At 70.1% G+C, this 18,702-nt stretch carries 20 protein-coding genes; 10 read left to right on the top strand and 10 right to left on the bottom strand.

The genetic code is table 11. The features are described 5' to 3' along the window. Positions 1-92: 92 nt before the first annotated feature. The gene (locus K8640_RS31720) at positions 93-608 is read left to right on the top strand and encodes an ureidoglycolate lyase (RefSeq protein ID WP_223750506.1); all 516 of its coding nucleotides are present in this window, start codon (positions 93-95) and stop codon (positions 606-608) included. A 76-nt stretch (positions 609-684) separates the two neighbouring features. Beyond that, positions 685-2,340 (top strand): FAD-binding dehydrogenase, encoded by a 1,656-nt coding sequence (locus K8640_RS31715; protein ID WP_223750505.1) that lies wholly within the window; start codon positions 685-687, stop codon positions 2,338-2,340. A gap of 12 nt (positions 2,341-2,352) precedes the next feature. Here K8640_RS31715 and K8640_RS31710 read toward each other — a convergent pair whose 3' ends face one another. From K8640_RS31710 to K8640_RS31695, 4 genes are all read right to left on the bottom strand, one after another. Beyond that, a complete protein-coding gene (locus K8640_RS31710; protein WP_223750504.1) occupies positions 2,353-2,694 on the bottom strand; it encodes a DUF2845 domain-containing protein in 342 nt (113 codons plus the stop codon). Positions 2,695-2,769: 75 nt separating this feature from the next. Beyond that, positions 2,770-3,162, bottom strand: coding sequence for a hypothetical protein (locus K8640_RS31705; protein ID WP_223750503.1), 393 nt, complete (start codon positions 3,160-3,162; stop codon positions 2,770-2,772). Further along, positions 3,159-4,145 carry a C2 family cysteine protease gene (locus K8640_RS31700; protein ID WP_223750502.1) on the bottom strand — a complete coding sequence of 329 codons (987 nt, stop codon included), beginning with the start codon at positions 4,143-4,145 and terminating at the stop codon, positions 3,159-3,161. The genes K8640_RS31705 and K8640_RS31700 overlap by 4 nt, the downstream gene beginning before the upstream one ends. A 133-nt stretch (positions 4,146-4,278) precedes the next feature. Beyond that, positions 4,279-4,569 (bottom strand): hypothetical protein, encoded by a 291-nt coding sequence (locus tag K8640_RS31695; protein WP_046717013.1) that lies wholly within the window; start codon positions 4,567-4,569, stop codon positions 4,279-4,281. A gap of 273 nt (positions 4,570-4,842) precedes the next feature. Between K8640_RS31695 and K8640_RS31690 the strand changes: the two genes are divergently transcribed. From K8640_RS31690 to K8640_RS31680, 3 genes are all read left to right on the top strand, one after another. Next, complete coding sequence (locus K8640_RS31690) at positions 4,843-6,126, top strand: Fic family protein (protein WP_223750501.1); 1,284 nt, start codon at positions 4,843-4,845, stop codon at positions 6,124-6,126. Positions 6,127-6,438: 312 nt separating this feature from the next. Then, complete coding sequence (locus tag K8640_RS31685; protein ID WP_223750500.1) at positions 6,439-6,957, top strand: hypothetical protein; 519 nt, start codon at positions 6,439-6,441, stop codon at positions 6,955-6,957. A gap of 417 nt (positions 6,958-7,374) precedes the next feature. Further along, positions 7,375-8,394 (top strand): ABC transporter ATP-binding protein, encoded by a 1,020-nt coding sequence (locus K8640_RS31680; RefSeq protein WP_223750499.1) that lies wholly within the window; start codon positions 7,375-7,377, stop codon positions 8,392-8,394. Here K8640_RS31680 and K8640_RS31675 read toward each other — a convergent pair. After that, positions 8,388-8,909 carry an aminoacyl-tRNA deacylase gene (locus tag K8640_RS31675; protein ID WP_223750498.1) on the bottom strand — a complete coding sequence of 174 codons (522 nt, stop codon included), beginning with the start codon at positions 8,907-8,909 and terminating at the stop codon, positions 8,388-8,390. The two genes, K8640_RS31680 and K8640_RS31675, sit on opposite strands and share 7 nt — an antisense overlap. Before the next feature lie 113 nt (positions 8,910-9,022). Continuing rightward, the gene (locus K8640_RS31670) at positions 9,023-9,220 is read right to left on the bottom strand and encodes a hypothetical protein (protein WP_223750497.1); all 198 of its coding nucleotides are present in this window, start codon (positions 9,218-9,220) and stop codon (positions 9,023-9,025) included. A 363-nt stretch (positions 9,221-9,583) separates the two neighbouring features. On the opposite strand from K8640_RS31670, the gene K8640_RS31665 reads away from it, so the two are divergent. The 4 genes from K8640_RS31665 (at position 9,584) to K8640_RS31650 (ending at position 13,295) form a co-directional block, all read left to right on the top strand. Then, entirely contained in the window at positions 9,584-9,910 is a 327-nt protein-coding gene (locus K8640_RS31665) for a DUF2171 domain-containing protein (protein ID WP_141332421.1), read from the top strand. A 147-nt stretch (positions 9,911-10,057) separates the two neighbouring features. Next, positions 10,058-11,308, top strand: a complete 1,251-nt coding sequence (locus K8640_RS31660; protein ID WP_223750496.1) for a kelch repeat-containing protein — start codon at positions 10,058-10,060, stop codon at positions 11,306-11,308. An 84-nt stretch (positions 11,309-11,392) separates the two neighbouring features. Next, positions 11,393-11,776 carry a hypothetical protein gene (locus K8640_RS31655; RefSeq protein ID WP_223750495.1) on the top strand — a complete coding sequence of 128 codons (384 nt, stop codon included), beginning with the start codon at positions 11,393-11,395 and terminating at the stop codon, positions 11,774-11,776. 115 nt (positions 11,777-11,891) lie between these two features. Then, positions 11,892-13,295: a M24 family metallopeptidase gene (locus K8640_RS31650; protein ID WP_370640418.1), complete on the top strand. Its 1,404-nt coding sequence runs from the start codon at positions 11,892-11,894 to the stop codon at positions 13,293-13,295. A gap of 60 nt (positions 13,296-13,355) precedes the next feature. Here the strand turns inward: K8640_RS31650 and K8640_RS31645 are convergent, their stop codons facing one another. Continuing rightward, a complete protein-coding gene (locus tag K8640_RS31645; RefSeq protein ID WP_223750509.1) occupies positions 13,356-14,516 on the bottom strand; it encodes a cytochrome-c peroxidase in 1,161 nt (386 codons plus the stop codon). A gap of 201 nt (positions 14,517-14,717) precedes the next feature. Further along, complete coding sequence (locus K8640_RS31640) at positions 14,718-15,131, bottom strand: hypothetical protein (protein ID WP_223750493.1); 414 nt, start codon at positions 15,129-15,131, stop codon at positions 14,718-14,720. Positions 15,132-15,544: 413 nt separating this feature from the next. On the opposite strand from K8640_RS31640, the gene K8640_RS31635 reads away from it, so the two are divergent. After that, positions 15,545-16,000 (top strand): DUF2267 domain-containing protein, encoded by a 456-nt coding sequence (locus tag K8640_RS31635; protein WP_223750492.1) that lies wholly within the window; start codon positions 15,545-15,547, stop codon positions 15,998-16,000. Between the two features lie 78 nt (positions 16,001-16,078). On the opposite strand, the gene K8640_RS31630 is transcribed toward K8640_RS31635, so the two are convergent. Together K8640_RS31630 and K8640_RS31625 are read right to left on the bottom strand one after the other, a co-directional pair. After that, entirely contained in the window at positions 16,079-16,771 is a 693-nt protein-coding gene (locus tag K8640_RS31630; protein ID WP_223750491.1) for a hypothetical protein, read from the bottom strand. 147 nt (positions 16,772-16,918) lie between these two features. Beyond that, positions 16,919-18,649 (bottom strand): S8 family serine peptidase, encoded by a 1,731-nt coding sequence (locus K8640_RS31625; RefSeq protein ID WP_223750490.1) that lies wholly within the window; start codon positions 18,647-18,649, stop codon positions 16,919-16,921. Positions 18,650-18,702: the final 53 nt, after the last annotated feature.

Raw genomic sequence — 18,702 nt, 5'->3', positions numbered from 1 at the left:
AAAACCGCACGTACGGTTTGAAAGGAGGCGGGTGGAAACGGGCCGCTGACCGGTACCGCGCCACCCATCTACCAATGCGTGAGCATCCAGACGTGCCCCGAGTCCTGGTCGCGCGGCCACTGACCCCCGAGGGCTTCGCGCCCTACGGCGACGTGGTCAGCGCGGGGCTCGGACCCGGCGCGCTCGCGAACCAGGGCACCGCGGTGCGCTTCGACTGGTCCGCGAAGCTGGAGAACGCTCGCGAGTCCGCGAGGCCCAACCTCGCGGTGTTCCGCTCGGTGGCGCGCTCCCTGCCGTTCACCGTGAAGCTGCTGGAGCACCACCCGTACTCCAGCCAGGTGTTCCTGCCCATGCGCTGCGAGCGCTACCTGGTGTGCGTCGCGCCGACGGCGCCCTCGGGCGGTCCGGACCTGGAGCGCCTGGAGGCGTTCATCTGCGGTCCCGGTGAGGGTGTGAACTATCACCGGGGTGTGTGGCATCACCCCATCGTCGCGCTCGATGCGCCCGCGGAGCTGGCCATGCTGGCGTGGGAAGACGGGAGCGAGGGCGACTGTGTGGTGCTGCACTTCGAGCCGTCCGCGCACGTCCAGGTGCGATTCGACGGCTGAGGCGTGACGCCGACGCGGACGGACGCGCGCGCTTCCCCTATCATCCGGGGCCTTCCTCGTGGGTTGGAGGCTCCGGATGGGACAGCAAGCGGACGTCATCGTCGTGGGCGCGGGGCTGGCGGGGCTCGTCGCCGCGACGGAGCTCGCCGACGCGGGCAAGCGCGTCATCGTCGTGGACCAGGAGGGCGAGCAGAACCTGGGAGGACAGGCGTTCTGGTCCTTCGGCGGTCTGTTCCTGGTGGACTCGCCCGAGCAGCGGCGCATGGGCATCCATGACTCGCACGCGCTCGCGCTCGAGGACTGGCTGGGCACCGCGGGCTTCGACCGCGAGGAGGACCACTGGCCCCGCAAGTGGGCCGAGGCCTTCGTGGACTTCGCCGCCGGCGAGATGCGCCCGTGGCTCTACAACCAGGGCCTGCGCTGGTTCCCCGTCGTCGGCTGGGCCGAGCGCGGGGGCTACGGCGCCGTGGGCCACGGCAACTCCGTGCCGCGCTTCCACGTCACGTGGGGCACCGGGCCCGGCGTGCTCGCGCCCTTCGTGAGGCGCGCCGAGGAGGCGCGCAAGAAGGGGACGCTGACGTTCCTGTTCCGCCATCGCGTGGACGAGCTGCTCACCGAGGGCGGCGCCGTCGTCGGCGTGCGGGGCATGACGTTGGTGCCCTCGGACGTGGAGCGCGGCGTGAAGAGCTCGCGCGACACGGTGGGCGACTTCGAGGTGCGCGCGTCGGCCGTCGTCGTCACCTCGGGCGGCATCGGCGGCAACCACGAGCTGGTGCGCAAGAGCTGGCCGTCGCGCCTGGGCCCCGCGCCCGCGTTCATGGTGCAGGGCGTGCCCGACCATGTGGACGGACGGATGATTGCCATCACCGAGTCCGCGGGCGGACGGGTCATCAACCGCGACCGCATGTGGCACTACACGGAGGGCTTGCGCAACTGGAACCCCATCTGGCCGCGCCACGGCATCCGCATCCTGCCGGGGCCCAGCTCGCTGTGGCTGGACGCCACGGGCAAGCGCCTGCCGCCGCCGCTGTACCCGGGCTTCGACACGCTGGGGACGCTGGAGCACATCCTGAAGACGGGGCACGACTACTCGTGGTTCGTGCTGAACCAGTCCATCTTGAAGAAGGAGTTCGCGCTCTCCGGCTCCGAGCAGAACCCGGACCTCACGGGCAAGGACTGGAAGGGCGTGCTCAACCGCGCCGTGGGCAAGAAGGCCATGGGCCCGGTGGAGGCGTTCAAGGAGCACGGCGCGGACTTCGTCGTCGCCGAGGACCTGCGCACGCTGGTGGCGAAGATGAACGAGAAGACCGACACGAAGCTGCTCGACTTCGCCACGGTGGAGCGCGAGGTGCTCGCGAGGGACAGGCAGCTGGACAATCCGTTCGGCAAGGACCTGCAGATCGCCGCGATTCGCCAGGCACGCAACTACCGGGGAGACCAGCTGGTGCGCACCGCGAAGCTGCACCGGCTGCTGGACCCGAAGGCCGCGCCGCTCATCGGCGTGAAGCTGAACATCCTCACGCGCAAGACGCTGGGCGGCTTCGAGACGGACCTGTCCAGCCGCGTGTTCGGCGCCGAGGGCAAGCTGGTGCCTGGGCTCTACGCGGCGGGCGAGGTGGCCGGGTTCGGCGGCGGCGGCGTGCACGGCTACCGCGCGCTCGAGGGAACCTTCCTGGGCGGGTGCATCTTCTCGGGACGCGCGGCGGGCCGGGCGCTGGCGGCGACGGTGTAGCGCGAGGGTCTGCTACTTGCCGTAGACCGTGCTGCGCACGTCGGTCAGCTTGCCGTCGGTGAAGGTCACCACCTGCATGAGGCGGTTGGGGCCGAAGTTGTAGGTCCACTCCTCGACCTCGACCGTGACGGTCTTCGAGGTCGAGGACTCCTCCTTGCCCTCGCGCACCCGCTCCTTGGTGGAGGTGGACTCGGTGCGGCGCTGCTTGGACAGGGGCTCGCCGCACTTGATGACGGCGTCGGTGGTGGTGGCCCCATCGGAGATGAGGTTGTTGCCACAGCGCAGCGTGGCGGCGTCCGCGTGCAGGGGCAGCAGCAGACCGGCGAGGGCGAGCGGGGCGAGGACCAGACGCATGAGGGCTCCACGGGGGAATGAAGGTGGGCGTCCGACGCGCGGGCCCCCGGGTTATTCACGCTGTCTCCGGAAGACTCAGGGCGCGCGGAGCTTGAGCCGCAGGCGCTGGTCGTCTCCCCGGTCGATGACCTCGGAGATTTCCAGCACCGAGCCCGCGGCCTCCACCGTCTGCCCCGCGCGCACGCGCACGTGCTGCTGCGAGGGGGGCTGGAGGTTCGCGTCGAAGATGAACAGCGCGGCGGTGGGCTCGCGGGTGCCCGCGTCGGTGCCCTCGGGCCAGAAGTTGCCCGTGGCCAGGCTCAGGCGGGGCGTGACCTGGAGGGGCCCGTGGTTCTTCGTCAGGGTGATGACGCCGGGCGCCGCCTCGGAGGACGGCGCCACGGCGGGCGTCTCGCGGGCGCACCCGGTCAGCACCAGCCCGAGGGCCAGCGCCAGACCGGTGTAGCCGCGCGACGCCCGGGGACTCACTTGGTGGGGTTGCTGTTGGCGTACTGGAAGGACTCCTGGAACTCCTTCTCGGTCAGCACGATGTCCGGCGTGCCGGCGCCCCAGGGGTTGCGCAGCGTGACGGTGCCGGCCTTGGTGTCCACGCCGGTGATGAAGTACTCGTGGTCCGCCACCAGCGTGCCGTCCTTGTAGCGCGCGCCGTCGGTGCCGTCCGGCAGGTCGATGCCGAGGAACTTGATGTCGTCGTGCGTGCCCGCGGTGAGGGCCTCGCCGGCCTTGAGGCGCGCGTCCAGGTCGGCCAGCGTGGTGCTGTCGACGTCCAGGCTGCTGCTCTTCTTGCCGGTGATGGCCTCCATCGCCTTGGCGCTGTTGCCGTGGACGATTTCGGGGTAGCCGCCCTTCCACTGGGCATAGGCCTTCTCGACCAGGGCCGGCCACAGCTCCGCCTTGCCGTTCTCCTGCGGGGTGCCGGCGTAGGCCGGGTCACCGCTGGCGTTGAGGGGCAGGTCGGGGGTGACGGTGATGTTCACCGGCTTGCCCTTGTCCTGGAAGGTGACGGTGTAGTTGCCGGACGCGTCCGGGCCCTTGACCATGTTCTCGATGAGGGCCGGGTTGGCGCGGGCGATGGCGCCCATGGAGGTCATCAGGTAGCAGTCGCCAATCTGGCCCTGCTGCACGTCGTTCCAGTGGGCCTTGGTGCCGTCGGTGCCGGCCTCGAAGACGCTGCCGTTCTTGACCTGACCGTAGGTGACGTTCGTGTCGAGCGCCTTGGGGTCCTTGGTCTTCGGCGTCTCGGCGCCGCTGGCCTGGAAGGTCTGTCCGAGCGCGGCGGCGAACTGCTCGCGGCGGCTGGGAGGCAGCATCCCGTCCTGGCTGCGTCCGCTGGCCCACTCGGGCTTCGTCTCGCGGACCTCCTGCTTCTTCACCTCCGGACGCACCGCCTCGGTTTCCTTGCGGGTGGTCTGGGTGACGCGGGACCCTTCATTCCCAATCTTGAAGCTCATGAACGTACTCCCCCTCGATGCGACTGACTTTGAACTTGGGACCGCCGTCCCCCAAGGACGGTGGTGGATGTCTGGATTATCTCAACGGCACTGCCCCGAGTTGCGTGGGGCCCGCACTTGCGGTGCGGGGGGGCTAGCGGACCTTGAGGTGGATGGCGGCTTCCTGGCCGTTCTCGCCACGGACCTCGAGGATCTCCAGCTTCGCTCCGTCGACCTCGACGACCTGGGAGGCGTGGACGCGCACGTGGTCCTGCTTGGAGGGGGAGGTGCGGGTGTCGATGATGAAGAGGCCCGCGGTGAGCTGCTTCTCGCGGCCGTCCACTTCCTCGGGCCAGAAGTTGCCGCTGGCCAGGCGCAGGTGCGGCTTCTGCGGGAGCACGAGGGGCCCCTGGCCCTTGATGAGTGTGATGGTGTCGGATGACATGCCTGTTTCCCCCAAGCGTCAGGACGTGCGGACCCATGGAACGGGCCTCGCGTCAGATGTTCCCGGACGCTAGCACGGGGGCCTGTCCCTGGCGGGAGAGGCTTTGACTGGGAGTGTGGGATGGGGTGGGCGGGTGGAGGCCTGTCCCCCGACTTCGGCATGAACTACTAATTTCATGCGGTAATTAGTAGTTGCTGGTACTTTTCGTCCATGCGGATGCCGGAAATCCCTCCTGATTCCAAGGAGATCCTTCAGGGGAGGGCACCCTGGGAGGTGGCGCGTACGCTGGAGCTGCTGGCCCGACCGGGGCAGGCCGAGGTGGAGGGGCGCTACCTGCATTGGGACGAGCTGCGGCGTCACCCGGTCCCCGTGGGGCTGACCCATCGGGAGTGGTGGTTTCAGATCGACATGACCCGGCGGGCGATGAGAGCCCCCCTTGCCCTGAGGGACAAGCAGGGGCGTCCGTTCTGCTATGCGACTCCGGGCAACGTGCTCGAAGGGCTCCATCGCATCGACCGTGAGCTGGGCAATCACCTGGAGTCGACCGCCCCCCAGTTGGGCGACAAGGAAATCCAGGAGCGCTACATCGTCCGCTCGCTCATGGAGGAGGCCATCACCTCCAGCCAGCTCGAGGGCGCCTCGACCACGCGCAAGGTCGCCAAGGAGATGCTGGTCGAGAAGCGTCAGCCGCGCACGAAGAGCGAGCGGATGATCTCCAACAACTTCCAGGCGATGGAGTGGCTGAGAAGGCAGACGAAGGAGCGACTCTCCATCTCCTTCCTCCGGGAGCTCCACGAGATCCTCACTCAGGACACGTTGGAGGCCGATGAAGTCGGACGGCTTCGACGTGCGGACGAGCAGGTCACGGTGATGGACCAGGGGGATGGAGAGGTTCTCCACATCCCTCCCGAGGCGGAGGCGTTGCCGGAGCGGCTCAAGGCGCTCTGTGCCTTCGCCAACGAGGAAGGAGCGAACGGCTTCGTCCACCCCGTGGTGCGCGCCATCGCGCTGCACTTCGCGCTGGGGTACGAGCATCCCTTCGTCGACGGGAACGGACGGACCGCGAGAGCACTCTTCTACTGGAGCATGATCCGGCAGGGATATTGGATTGCCGAGTTCCTCCCCATCTCCCGCATCCTGCAGCGTGCCCCGGTGAAGTACGGTCGCGCGTTCCTGTTCACCGAGACGGACAGCAATGACTTGACCTATTTCCTGCTGCACCAATTGGAGGTGCTCCGCTATGCGACCGAGGACCTCTATGTCTATCTGAGGCGCAAGCAGGAGGAGGCGCTTCACGCGGAGCAGATCCTCCGGAGAGAAGTCGACCTGAACCATCGGCAGCGCGAGCTGCTGCTTCATGCGCTGCGCCACCCCACGGCGCGCTATGACATCGACTCCTATCGGCGGCAGCATTCCGTGGTGTACCAGACCGCCCGGCAGGACCTGCTCGACCTGGAGGCGGCGGGATTGCTGCGGAAGGTCCGGGTCGGACGTGCGTACTCCTTCTCTCCGGTCTCCGGGCTCCAGCAGGTGATGGAGCGGAAGAAGGCCCGGTAGTTGTCGTCGGACTGGAGGAGCTGTCCTCCGGCACGCTGCGCATCGACGGAGAGGTCGTGAACGGCATGTGCCCCAAGGAGTGGGACATCAGCGTCTCCGAGAGAACCCAACCATGGCCGCGATGCGGGGTCTGCCTTTCCCTCTCCGCCCGCCAGTCTGTATGGCCTAACGCGCCCCGGACGGCGTCGGCCAGTCCACACACGGGCGTCCGAAATTCATACATCGTGATGGCGGCCCACTCAATGATGTACTGCCCGTGCGTATGGTAGCGGGCACGTCAACGCGCCCTTTCACCATCACAGGAGTGTTATGATGAACAGCCGTTCCGCCACGCTGTTGCTCGGTCTCGTGTGCCTCATCGCCCTGCCCCAGGCCGCGTCTGCCCAGTCGGACGATGGTCCCTTCTTCAGCAAGGCGCATCTGGTAGGCCACTGGCAGAACTCGCCGGAGTCATCCGCCCTCGAGATCTCCCTCAATGCATACACCGCCTATACGCGGATCGGCTTCGGGCCTGCCCTCCGCATGGACTACTTCAGTTGCCAGGACGGCCTCATCCGGACCGATTGCAACCAACTCCAGGGCCCGTTCGTCGTGGATTGGCAGCTCAGCGAATACCTGAACGCGTCGCCGGGAGCCGGCCACCTGCACGTCTATCTGGATGGCAATGTGTTCATGATAGGCTTCGGTCCGCTCTTCGGCACCTACCGCTACCGGACCTGCTACGGCGACACGAGCCCATTCGGGTATGGCGTCAACAAGTACATCCTGATGCAGTCCGGCTCGAACATCTACGGGCCGGTCCCCGGCCTGTCGTGCCTGCCGCGCCTGTAGCCCCGAGGCAGTGAGCGCTCGGAGCCGGCTGGTCGGGCTCCGAGCGTCACGCATGAATGACGCCATCGAGCGCGATGAACTCGCCGCCGATGCTCTCCCGTCTGACCGCGGCCTCGACCACTCGCAAGGTCGCCAAGGAGAGGCTGCTCAAGGGGCGTCAGCCTCGCACCAGGCGCCTTCCAGGCGATGGAGTCACTGCGAAGGAGCGGCCTGGCTCCGAGAACTCCACGAGATGCTCACGCAGGACACGCTGGAGGGGTGGAAGGCCCGGGAGTTGTCAGCCGGTGCACGTCGCCGTGACATCGCGCTTGCCGTGCGGGGTGTCGTGGCGATGCTCCGGGGTCATGCACCCTCGGACGACAGCTTCGACTTGGACGACATGGGCCCGGGCTTCGGGCCTCGGGGAGGCCTAGCCGCGTGGCGACGGTGTCCCTGGAGGATGTACGCAAGGTGTACCGGGGCGGCGTCGCCGCCGTGAAGGGTGTGACGCTCCACATCGCCGACGGCGAGTTCGTGTCACTCGTCGGCCCGTCCGGCTGCGGAAAGTCCACCACCCTCAACCTCATCGCCGGGCTGGAGGAGCTGTCCTCCGGAACGCTGCGCATCGATGGCACTGTCGTGAACGGCATGTCCCCCAAGGAGCGGGACATCGCCATGGTCTTCCAGAGCTACGCCCTCTATCCCCACTTGGATGTGGCCCGGAACCTCGCCTTCCCGCTGGAGGTCGCCGGCCTTCCTCGCTCGGACATCGATGCTCGCGTGCGCGAGGTCGCCTCGGTGCTCGGCCTGGAGGCCCTGCTCTCGCGTCGCCCGAAGGAGCTGTCCGGTGGACAGCGCCAACGCGTGGCCCTGGGTCGCGCCCTCGTGCGCCGCCCCAAGGTGTTCCTGTTCGACGAGCCCCTCTCCAACCTCGACGCCGCCCTGCGCACCCAGATGCGCGGCGAAATCAAGAAGCTGCACGAGCGACTCCAGGCCACCTTCATCTACGTCACCCATGACCAGGCCGAGGCCATGACGCTCTCCGACCGCGTCGTCGTGATGAGCCAGGGCGAGGTGCAGCAGGTGGCTCCACCGCGCGAGCTGTATGACGCCCCCGCGAACCTCTTCGTCGCGGGCTTCTTCGGCTCGCCTCGCATCAACCAGCTCAAGCCCCGGACCCTGGGACTCGCCGGAGAGGAGGTGGTGCTGGGCCTGCGCCCGGAACACCTGGAAGTGATGGCGTCCCCATCGACGGACAGCGCGCTGACGGGCCGCGTGTACCTGGTGGAACCCATGGGCGCCGAGAGCTGGGTGACCGTGGACGTGGGCGGTGAGCACCTGGTGGCCCGTGCACCCGGTGACTTCCGCGCGGCGTCAGGCGCGGAGGTCGCGCTGCGCTTCGATGCGTCCAGGCTGCGCCGCTTCGATGCGCGCACGGGCCGCGCGCTCGCTCAATAGTCGGGCTGGAGCGCTTCTCTGTCGAACGGGAGCCTCCGAGCCTCTCCCGGGCGGTCATGGACGATGGCGCCGAGGTACGGCGCCTCCACGCCCACGAAGTCCGCGAAGCGCAGCTCCAGCGCTTCATCGTGCGAGCCCGCGCGGAACAGCAGCGTCTCCGCCTCGCCCAGGTGCCCGTCCACCACCACCGGCAACCCATACCGCCTGCCGAACGGTGGCTCCGCGCCCACCTCGCAGTCGGGGAAGAGGTGGGCGAACTCCGACTCGTCCGCGAGCCGCAAGCCCTTCGCGCCCGTCACCTCCGCGACGCGGTCCACGTCCACCGTGTCCGGCGCTCCCACGACACAAATCCAGAACGAGTCCTCCGAGCGGAGGATGACCGACTTGGCCACCTGGAAGCCGCTGACGTGCAGCGACTGTGCGAGCGCCTGCGCGGTGATGGCTCGCAGGTGCGGTCTTCGCTCGAAGGGAATCTGGTGACGCTCCAGGTACTGGAGGATGTTCTGCGGAATCATGGCGCGGCCTCCCTCGGTCCTTCCCAAGGAAGGTGCGCCCCTCCGCGCACGACGACCAATCGCTGTCACTCGCGCGCATGGCCCGCGAGCCGCCGCCCTGGCGCTCCACTCGCTCAGGCGTAGACGGGATTGCCCTCCAACGACATCTCCAACCGACGGTTCAACTGCTCCAGCCGGTCATGCCGCTCGCGCAGCATGTCGCGGTAGGCCCGCTGGTCCGTCCGGGAAATCTCGTCGAGCAGCTCACGCAACGCCGTGTCCAATGCCTGCTTCAGCTCGCGTCCCTCTACCTCGGAGAGCTCCAGTAACATGCCGCACCTCCCGTGACGGAAAGTAGGCATCTGCGCTTCATGCGGGCAGGGCCCGCCCGCCCGCCGCGGACCCCGGCGACCTCTCGGCCGCTGTCCTTCCTCCCGACATGACCCCGGACAGGGCAGACCGCGGGGAGGGGCTCCTGCGCTCCTGGCCGCCCCTTGAAATGTCCGAGGGGCGCGCTCGCCCTTCCGTGCTCGAAGCAGCCCGAGGCCCTGGGCCTACGTGGGTCGCCTCGCCGCTCCTCGGTCCGTGAGCCCTGGCGCGAGCGCCTCCTCGCCTGCTCCCTCGGACTGTCATCGGCCACCCGGTGCCCGCAGGTTCTCCCTGACGAGGGCACGGTGTGGCCGCGAGGAGGTCCGATGATTCAGTCCGGCGAAGTGCGTGAGGGAATGACGGTGAGGACCGCGGATGGGCGCAAGCTGGGGCGCGTCGCCGCGGTCGGTGACATCCACTTCGAGCTCGAGCAGGGCCTGGTGCCCGTGCCTCGCCGCGACTACCTCGTGGAGTTCCGCGACGTGGACTACGTCAGCGCCGACGACGTGTACCTCGCCAACGCGGACCATCCGCTGTTGAAGCTCGAGGTGGATGACGACGGCGGCGCGCTCCCACCCCGAAGCTCCCGCGGCATGGACGCCGAGCCGGTGAACACGCCAGCCCTCGGGGACGACGACTCCGTGCGCCACTGAGCGGCTCGCGGGACCTCCTCCGCGAGGGTCTGACGCCCGACCCTTCAGGCGGGTCAAGCGTCCGGAATCACTCAGGTTGGACATCCCTGGAATGTCAGACCGTCAGGCTACACGGGCTCTCTTCGACCTGCGAGGCGAGTGGGCTCCATGCGACGTGTTCCGACATCCTTCCTGGGCGTGGCGCTGTGCGCGCTGGTGTTCTCGTGCGGCGCCGCTCCGCGTCCGGACGAGGGCGCTCGGGACGCCGTCGCCGTGCCGCTGCGTCTGCTGACGCCGCGCAAGCTGTTGCCGTTCGTCACGCTGGCGGATGGCCGCGTGCTGGCCGCGGGTGGGCATGATGGTCAGCGCACGCTCGCGAGCTGCGAGGTGTTCGAGCCGGAGACGGGGCTGTGGCGCGCGACGGGCGCGCTGAACAGGTCGCGTCGCAACCACGCGGCGGTGCGCCTGTTGGATGGGCGGGTGCTGGTGGTGGGCGGTGCCCAGGTCGCCGCGCCGAGCGCGCTGGCGGACGCGGAGGTGTACGAGCCGACCACGGGACAGTGGACGGTGGTGGCGCCGATGTCCGAGCCGCGCAATGACCCTGCCGTGGTGCTGCTGCCGGATGGCCGCGTGCTGGTCGCGGGCGGCACGGACGCGGACCGTCGGCCGCTGCGCTCGGCGGAGTTGTTCCAGCCGGAGACGGGCACGTGGGTGCCCGCGACGCCCCCGGGCTTCGTGCGAGGAGGCGCGGGGACGGCGGTGGTGCTCGGGCAGGGCAAGGTGCTCTTCGCGAGCGGGCTCCAGGCGGAGCTCTACGACGTGGCCACGGGGCGCTGGGAGAAGGCGGGCCTGACGGGAGGCGCGGCGGGGACCCATCGCGTGGGGCACTCCGTGACGGCGCTGCCGGATGGACGGGTGCTCGTGGTCGGCGGCGCCACGGCGCGCGCCTCGAGCACGGCGGAGCTGTATGACCCGATGACGGGCCTGTGGACGCTGGTGGCCGCGCCGTCCGTGCCTCGCGAGCACCACGCGGCGGTGGTGACGAAGGAGGGGATGGTGCTGGTGCTCGGCGGCGAGCACTTCACCACGGGCGCGCTCACGTCCGTGGAGCGCTTCAACCCGATGACGGGCCAGTGGTCCTCGGCGCCGGCGCTCGATGAGCCTCGGAGGTTCTCGCACGCGCTGCTGCTGTCGGACGGCGCGGTGTTGCTCGTGGGGGGCGCGAACGAGATGACGGGCATGCTCGGCTCGGGCGAGCGGTATCTGCCCGGGGGCTGCGTGCCGGTGACGTGTGAGGCGCGCGTGGGCGCGTGTGGCGCGGTGCCGGATGGCTGCGGTGGGGAGCTGCAGTGCGCGCCTTGCTTCGTGGACCGCTGTGACGCGCCTCCGTGTCACGCGGAGGGCCTCACGCGGCGGTGACGGACGGTGGCACGGACGTGTCCCGCGTGCTCACGGGGCGAGCGCAGATGACAGCCGTGGACGATTCCGGCTGGAATGCGCCGCATGCGCGGGTGGCTCGTCGGAATCGTCGTGGGACTGGGACTGCTCGGCTGCGGTGGTGACGGCGTCCCCACGCTCACCTACGACGAGTGGGCCGAACGTTCGGCCACCGCGCAGTGCTCCCACGCGCGCACCTGCGCGGGCTCCACGCTGGAGCAGGAGCCCTGTGTCGCCCAGGTCCTCGACAGCTACCAGCAAGTGGAGCCCACGCTGGAGGGCGCCGAGGGCGCCAGGTCCGGCTGCGTCCAGTGCATGCGCATCCGCACCGAGGAGCTCACCACCGCGCTCGACAGCGACTGTCAGCGCCCGCCCGACGCCGCGCGCATCGACGCGGCCTGTGGCGCCGAGCGTCAAGCCTGCCTCGGTGCGCCATCGCTCACACCCTGAGCCGTGCCCACGTGCGACTGCGTGAGCACTCCCGCACGGAAAGCCTCGCAACCCACGAAGCCCCGGACGCGCCGACGCGAGACGGCCCCTGCCGTGCGTGCCACACTGCGCGCCCATGCGAACCCGCCTCCGCCTCCTCGCACCGCTCATGCTCTCCACCGCATGCGCCTCCGTCTCCTCTCAGTCCCCGGATGCCCCCGCCGCGACGGTGAAGCCCTCCACGCCCGAGCGCCCCTTCGGCACGCTGCGCGAGCAGGCCGAGCGGCAACAGGCCTGGCTGCGCGAGCGCATGGACACGGCCCTGCCCCAGCTCATGCGCAAGTACGGCGTCGAGATGTGGGTCGTCCCCATGCGCGAGTACAACGAGGACCCCGTCTTCAAGGCGCTCGTGTCCCCCACGACGTTCGCCGCCCGCCGCCGCACCATCTACGTGTTCCATGACCGCGGCCCCGAGAAGGGCGTGGAGCGCCTGGCGCTCGGCGGTGGACCCCAGGGCGGTGTCTACGTGCCGCGCCGCGCGCAGCAGCAGGTCAGCCACGGCGGCCAGGGCCTGCGCCAGGCGGAGCTGTGGGGCCCCGACCAGTGGCTCGTCCTCAAGCAGGTGCTCGAGGAGCGGCAACCCAAGAGCATCGCGCTCGACATCTCGCGCACCTTCGCCTTCGCGGACGGCCTCTCCCATGGCGAGTACGAGGGCATGGCCGAGGCGCTCGGCCCCGACTGGGTCCAGCGCTTCAAGCCCGCCGGCGGCCTGCCCGTGGACCTGCTCGCCTGGCGCATCCCCGACGAGGCGCGCTTCTACGAGGACCAGACGAAGCTCGCCTGGAACATCATCGAGACCGCCTTCTCCAACCAGGTCATCACCCCCGGCACCACCCGCGTGAAGGACGTGGAGTGGTGGATGCGCCAGCGCCTGGCCGACCTGGGCCTGGAGACCTGGTTCCAGCCCTCCGTGGACGTGCAGCGCCAGGGCGTCACCGACGAGCAGCTCGGCGACGACCCCGTCATCCAGCGCGGCGACGTGCTCCACTGTGACTACGGCGTCACCGCCCTGCGCCTCAACACCGACACCCAGCACATGGGCTACGTGCTGCGCGAGGGCGAGACGGACGTGCCCCAGGGCCTCAAGGCCGCGCTCAAGACGTCCAACCGCCTGCAGGACATCGTCTTCGAGGAGCTGGTCCCTGGCCGCACCGGCAACGAGGTCCTCCAGCGCGCCCGTCAGCGCATGACGAGCGAGGGCATCGACGGCACCATCTACTCGCACCCCATCGGCCTGCACGGCCACGGCGCCGGCGCCATGGTGGGCCTGTGGGACCGTCAGGAGGGCGTGCCCGGCAACGGTGACCACAAGGTCATGCCGAACATGTGGTACTCCATCGAGCTGCAGGCCACGAGCGCCGTCCCCGAGTGGAACGGCCAGCGCGTGCGCTCCGCCCAGGAAGAGGACATCACCATCGACGCCGAGGGCCGCGTGCACTGGGCCTGGAAGCGTCAGACGGACTTCCACCTGGTGCGCTGAAGGCCCGCGTCACCGGGGCGGGCTCTCGTGCGAACCGCGCGCGCGAGGGCCCTGGCTTCGTCAGCGCGGCGTGCCGGTCAGCGACTTGAGCAGCTCCACCAGCGCGCGCTTCTCCGCGTCCGTCAGGTCCAGCGCGACGATGGACACCGTGCGCTTGCCCGTGAAGGTGCCGTCCGGGTCGCCGCCCTCGTTGTAGAAGTCGACGACCTCCTCCAGCGTGGCCTGCGCGCCGGTGTGCATGTACGGCGCCGTCAACGCCACGTTGCGCAGCGACGGCGTGCGGAACGCGCCCTCCAGCTCCTCCTGCTTCGCCTGCGTGCGCAGCGTGGCGAGCCGCCGCGCGTCCGCGCCGCTGCGGTCATCGCTGTAGCGCCCCGCCGCGTTGAACTCCCAGTCCAGCAGCGACTGCAGCACCGCCCACTGTCCCCCCGCGCCCGGCCCCTTGTCCTGAAGGCCCACGTTGTGGAACAGCTCGTCCGTCAGCGACGGGCCCTTGTGGCACACGATGCACTGGCCCTTGCGCACGAAGGTCTTCAGGCCCAGGTACGCCGGGTCGCTCTCCGCGGTGCCCGCATCCACCGCCGCCAGGAAGCGCCGCACGTCCACGTCGAAGGGCGCCTCCACCCGCATCAGGTCCCGCTCGTACGCCGCCAGCACCTTGCCCACGTTGGCCATCAGCTCCGGGCCGGGCTCCGCGCCCGGGTCCGCGCCGAACAGCTCCACGTAGCGCGAGCGGTACGAGTCCTGGGCCTGCAGCCGGGCGCGCACCACCTCCGCGTCCGAGTCCATCTCCACCGGGTTCGTCAGTGGGAGAATCGCCTGCGACCAGAGCGAGTCCGCCCGGCCGTCCCACATGAACCAGCGGTTGTGCCGCACGTTCAGCACGGTGGGCGGGTTTCTCTCCGTGCGCTGGCCGCCGCAGCCCTCCGCCGTCGGCGTCTCCACCGTGCGGCCCTCGCCGGTGTGACAGCTCTCGCACGACACCGAGCCGCAGCGCGACAGCCCCGGGTCCCGGAACAGCTCGTTGCCCAGCGTGCGCGCCGCCTCCAGCCCGTCCACGCGGTTGGTGGCGTCCAGGCGCGGGTGGCTCGACAGCGAGTGCAGGCTGCGCAGCTGGTCCAGCTCGTCCAGCGTGGGGAAGGGTTCCTCGGACTCACACGCCAGCCCCATCCCACCCAGGCTCAGGGCGAGCAGGGCGGTGCGCCAGCTTCTCGAAATCATCACCGGGTCGTCCTTCTTCACCATCCGTCGCGGCCCGGCCTGGTCCGGTACCTCGCGCCGCTCCACGGGCGGTCTGCCGGAAGCTTCGCGCCCCTCGGTGCGCGAATCAATCCGGAATTCCTGGACGACCTGGAGCCTACCTGCCCGCTCCGCTCCCGACACCGGGGCGGAGAGGGCAGGGGACGGCGAACGACGGTGAGCTCAGGAGCCGCAGCTCACGGTGAAGTCGCGCGTGCCGGTGGCGTAGTTGCTCAGCTTCAGCCCGGACGGCTCCGGGGAGATGCTGGGCGCGGAGCCGTTGTCGCACTTCAGGCCCGACTCGGCCACCGCGCTGATCTGCAGCTCGGTGTTGCTGGGGATGCCGGACACCGTGAAGGAGCAGCGGTTTCCGCGGCTGGACTTCACCATGCCGTGACCCAGGCCGTCGGTGGGCGTGCTCGCGTGAGCGACCACCACGCGCAGCTGGTCACACGGGTTGCCCGCCTGGGCCAGCCCGGTCTCCGGCAGCTTGATGACCCCGGCGACGTTGGCGTTGCCCTCGCGGCTCCCGCCGCCTCCCGTGGTGGCACAACCAGTGGCGGCGAGCATCAAGGCGGCAACGGCGATGCGATACATTTTTTCCTCAATTCATGGGGGAAGGAGAAGGCGGCTCGGTCGCCGCACAGACGACCTACGTCGCGCGCCCATTACAATTGCGACGACATTTCATTCCATCCATTTCGCTCGCACGCGAGGTGCCGGGTTTTCTCCAAATCGCGCGGAAGTCCGTGCGGTTCTGGACGCGGCGTCGACGGGCGGTGCGACCGGGCGTGCGGTTCGATGAGTCTTCTTCATCGCTCGAATCAAAGACAGACATGGTGCCCGTCCCTGGGATGGTTGGACGTCCCAGGAGCGGACAGGATTCCCATGTTTGGGAATGCACGAACGCTCGTGCCCCGCGCGGAGCGTGCGGCCGGGACGCAGTCCCTTTGTCTGCTGCCGGACAGCGCTCGCGCCCCCACGGTGAAGGCGCGAGAGAGGAGACGCGCATGTCGATGCAGAAGCAGGAGACGACGCAGTCGTGGTCGGGGCTGGGCGTGGGGACGGACCGGAAGTCCTTCCTGGCGGCGGTGTCCGCGCAGCTGCCGGACTTCGAGGCCGAGCGCGCGGCGGAGGCGGTGTTCTGTGGCCTGTCGGAGCTCTTGTCCGACGGGCTGATGCGGCAGCTGCGCGAGCAGCTCCCGGAGGACGTGCGGGGAATGCTGGATGCGTGCCCGCGTCATGCGCGGGAGGGCGGCAAGGTGGACCGGGATGACTTCTACCTGCAGGTGGCCAACCACCTGAACGCCGAGCCGGAGAACGTGAGGCTGGTGCTGCACGGCGTCTTCGCGGCGCTGCGGGCCCAGCTCACCGAGCAGGAGGCGGGCAAGGTCGAGGGCCAGCTCCCCCGGTGGCTCCAGGGCACGTGGGCCGCGGCGAAGCTGGGCATCGACCGGCCCTCGTGAGCGAGGGCTGACGGGGCGGGGCTCGCGCTCCCCCGAGGCGTCCGGACCCTCGCGGCCCGGACGCCTCGCGCGCGTCCCCTAATAGGTGCCGCCAATCTGCAGCGTCCCCATGTAGCGGCCGTCCAGGGCGTTGGGCGTCGCGGAGGTGGGGGCGAAGCCCTGGTCGAAGAGGAAGTTGTAGCTGACGCGCGCGTCGGCGGTGATGAGCTTGTTGACCTGGTAGCGCAGGCCCAGGCCCGCGGGCACGTAGCCGCTGGTGTCGTCCTCGAAGCCGAAGAGGCGGCCCTGCGCGTCGTGGCGGATGTTGTAGTCGTCGATGCCCAGGCCCGTCACCGCGTAGGGCTGCAGCCGGGTTTCGGTGAAGTTGCCGACGACGAGCGCCTGGCCTCCGCTGCGCACCACGTCCGGGCCGCTGCCCAGGCTGCCGCCGCGGCCGTTGCCGTCGATGTCCACGTCATTGACGCTGCCGTTGTAGCCGAGCTCCACCGCCATGAAGGGAATGGGCCGGTAGCCCACCGCGGCCCCGTAGGCGAACCCCGCCTCCATGCGGGGCGCCAGCTGCCCGGTGTAGCCCTCCGCGCCGCCGCCCAGCTGCGCGTACAGCCCGGTGTCGGCGCGCCGGGACTCCTTCTGCCGGCGCGGCTCGTCCTCCCGCGAAGGCTCCACATAGCCCTGGGCCCGCTCCGCGCTGGGGCGGAAGTCCTCCTGGGCCGCCACGGCGCATCCCCACAGCGCCCCCACACATCCCGCGATACGCACGAAGGTCTTCATGTCGGACTCCTTTCCAAGCGTCCGGAAGGCAACGTGACGTCCTCATTCCTCCCCGGCATGGTCCCGTGGGGAGGCGCGGGCGGAGGGCGGGCGCGTCGGCCGTCCCCGCGTCCCACCCGGGCGGGCGGGGCGGGCGGGCTCGTCGCCTCAGGGCATGGCGCCGATGAGCGCCTCCATCGCGCCGCGCGCCTGCACCAGGCCGTGGCCGTGCTCCGTGTCATACCCCGGCGCGCCCAGGTCCTTCGCGCTGGACTGGAGCGCGGCGCGCACCTGGGCGGGCGTCGCGCCGGGGCGGGCGCTGAACAGCAGCGCGGCGATGCCGCTGACGTACGGCGTGGCCATGGAGGTGCCGGACATGTACGCGTAGTCCACCGGGCGCAGCGTCAGCCGCGTGGTGGCGCCCAGCTGCCGGCCCATCACCGTGCTCGCCGCCTGGGTGATGGTGACGGCGGGCACCCACGCGCCGTGCTGCGGGACGGAGAGTATCTCCGCCCCGCCCTCCGCCAGCTCGCTGGCGAAGATGACCGCGCGCGCGCCCTGCTTCATCACGTTGACCATGGCCCGCTCCGGCCTCACGTAGGGGTGCGGGTGCAAATAGGCGATGAAGCCGTCACAGCTGCTGTCCTCGCCGCACGAGTCCAGCGTCCCGCCGTGCCCGCAGTCCACCAGCGCGCCCCAGGTGTTCCCGGTGGGTGCGTACAAGAGGGAGCGCGACGCGGGCCGGGCCCGTCCCAGCTCCAGCTGCGCGAACGAGCCCAGGCCCCGGGGGAAGGTGGACAGCACGTCCACGCCCGGCGCCATCAGCGCCAGCCGCTCGCCATGGGAGGAGAAGTACACGCGCCGGTCCAGGTCATCCACCGCGCCCACCGCGAGCACGGACGGGTCCGACGCCGGATAGGACACCAGGAACTGGCCCTCGTTGCCCGCCGCCGCCACCACCAGCATCCCGCCGTCGAGCGCGGCCTTGAAGATGTCCTCGGACGTGAAGGTGGCCAGGCCTCCGGCCAGCGACAGCGAGGCGACCCGGGCGCCCTGGCTCATGCACCACTCGACGGCCTCGAGCACCACGCTCATGTTCGTGCGGCCGTTCAGGTCCAGCACCCGCGCCACGAGCAGCTGGGCCCCCGGCGCCACGCCCATCAGCCCGCTCTCGGTGAGCACCGGTCCACCCTGGCCCCCCATGCCCGCCCGGGCCGCGATGATGCCCGCCACGTGCGTGCCGTGGCCGGTGCCCCAGCGGGCCTCCTCGCCGTCCGTCGCGTCGTCGTCACCGTCCAGGAAGTCCCGCGCCGCCACCACCGCGTCGCGCAGCTCCGGGTGGTTCATGTCCATGCCGCTGTCGATGACGCACACGCGCACGCCCGCGCCCGTCACCGCGCCCGGGTCCGGTACCCCGTCCCCGTCCCGGTCCCACACCTCGAGCGCCTGCACCCGCTGCAGCTTCCCGGTGTAGTCGCCGGTGCCGCTCGCGCCGAGCCCGACGCGCGTCAACGCCCCCAGCGGCAGCGCGCCGAGCCCCGTCGCGCGCAGCTCCGCGTCCGGCTCGATGCTCTCCACCGACGGGTCCAAAGCCAGCGCCAGCCGCTCCTCGGGCGTCACGCGCGCGGCCAGCGCGGGCGCGTGGCGGAAGCTCGCCGTCACCCGGCCTCCCAACTGGTGCACCCGCGCCGCCGTCACGCTCCGGGCCTGGCGGTAGCGGATGATGACCGGCTCCCGCCCGTCGTCCTCCGAGGCGACCTTCTGGGTCGTCCGGGGCTCCTGGGGCAGCGCTCCGGCATTGATGCCGGGGCAGACATTGCGCAGGGCGTCCCGCTGCTCCGAGTCGTCCGGCATGCACCCCGCCAGCACCATCAGCCCGATGAATCCCCAGCGCTTCATGAGCCACTTCCTTCCGTCGCCATCCCAGGCGACCTCGCGGGGCCCGGCCGGAG

Origin of the sequence: Myxococcus sp. XM-1-1-1, from assembly GCF_020037095.1 — a bacterium.
GTDB classification, from domain to species: Bacteria; Myxococcota; Myxococcia; order Myxococcales; family Myxococcaceae; genus Myxococcus; species Myxococcus fulvus.
Note: the sequence above shows the minus strand (reverse complement) of the source record. Positions and strands in the feature narration are given on the sequence as shown.

What these genes read in the sequence shown, in the direction of transcription:
- K8640_RS31715 (WP_223750505.1), top strand. Translation starts at nt 685, where the DNA reads ATGGGACAGCAAGCGGACGTCATCGTCGTGGGCGCGGGGCTGGCGGGG.
- K8640_RS31710 (WP_223750504.1), bottom strand. Translation starts at nt 2,694, where the DNA reads ATGCGTCTGGTCCTCGCCCCGCTCGCCCTCGCCGGTCTGCTGCTGCCC.
- K8640_RS31700 (WP_223750502.1), bottom strand. Translation starts at nt 4,145, where the DNA reads ATGAGCTTCAAGATTGGGAATGAAGGGTCCCGCGTCACCCAGACCACC.
- K8640_RS31695 (WP_046717013.1), bottom strand. Translation starts at nt 4,569, where the DNA reads ATGTCATCCGACACCATCACACTCATCAAGGGCCAGGGGCCCCTCGTG.
- K8640_RS31685 (WP_223750500.1), top strand. Translation starts at nt 6,439, where the DNA reads ATGAACAGCCGTTCCGCCACGCTGTTGCTCGGTCTCGTGTGCCTCATC.
- K8640_RS31675 (WP_223750498.1), bottom strand. Translation starts at nt 8,909, where the DNA reads ATGATTCCGCAGAACATCCTCCAGTACCTGGAGCGTCACCAGATTCCC.
- K8640_RS31670 (WP_223750497.1), bottom strand. Translation starts at nt 9,220, where the DNA reads ATGTTACTGGAGCTCTCCGAGGTAGAGGGACGCGAGCTGAAGCAGGCA.
- K8640_RS31665 (WP_141332421.1), top strand. Translation starts at nt 9,584, where the DNA reads ATGATTCAGTCCGGCGAAGTGCGTGAGGGAATGACGGTGAGGACCGCG.
- K8640_RS31660 (WP_223750496.1), top strand. Translation starts at nt 10,058, where the DNA reads ATGCGACGTGTTCCGACATCCTTCCTGGGCGTGGCGCTGTGCGCGCTG.
- K8640_RS31655 (WP_223750495.1), top strand. Translation starts at nt 11,393, where the DNA reads ATGCGCGGGTGGCTCGTCGGAATCGTCGTGGGACTGGGACTGCTCGGC.
- K8640_RS31650 (WP_370640418.1), top strand. Translation starts at nt 11,892, where the DNA reads ATGCGAACCCGCCTCCGCCTCCTCGCACCGCTCATGCTCTCCACCGCA.
- K8640_RS31645 (WP_223750509.1), bottom strand. Translation starts at nt 14,516, where the DNA reads ATGATTTCGAGAAGCTGGCGCACCGCCCTGCTCGCCCTGAGCCTGGGT.
- K8640_RS31640 (WP_223750493.1), bottom strand. Translation starts at nt 15,131, where the DNA reads ATGTATCGCATCGCCGTTGCCGCCTTGATGCTCGCCGCCACTGGTTGT.
- K8640_RS31635 (WP_223750492.1), top strand. Translation starts at nt 15,545, where the DNA reads ATGTCGATGCAGAAGCAGGAGACGACGCAGTCGTGGTCGGGGCTGGGC.
- K8640_RS31630 (WP_223750491.1), bottom strand. Translation starts at nt 16,771, where the DNA reads ATGAAGACCTTCGTGCGTATCGCGGGATGTGTGGGGGCGCTGTGGGGA.
- K8640_RS31625 (WP_223750490.1), bottom strand. Translation starts at nt 18,649, where the DNA reads ATGAAGCGCTGGGGATTCATCGGGCTGATGGTGCTGGCGGGGTGCATG.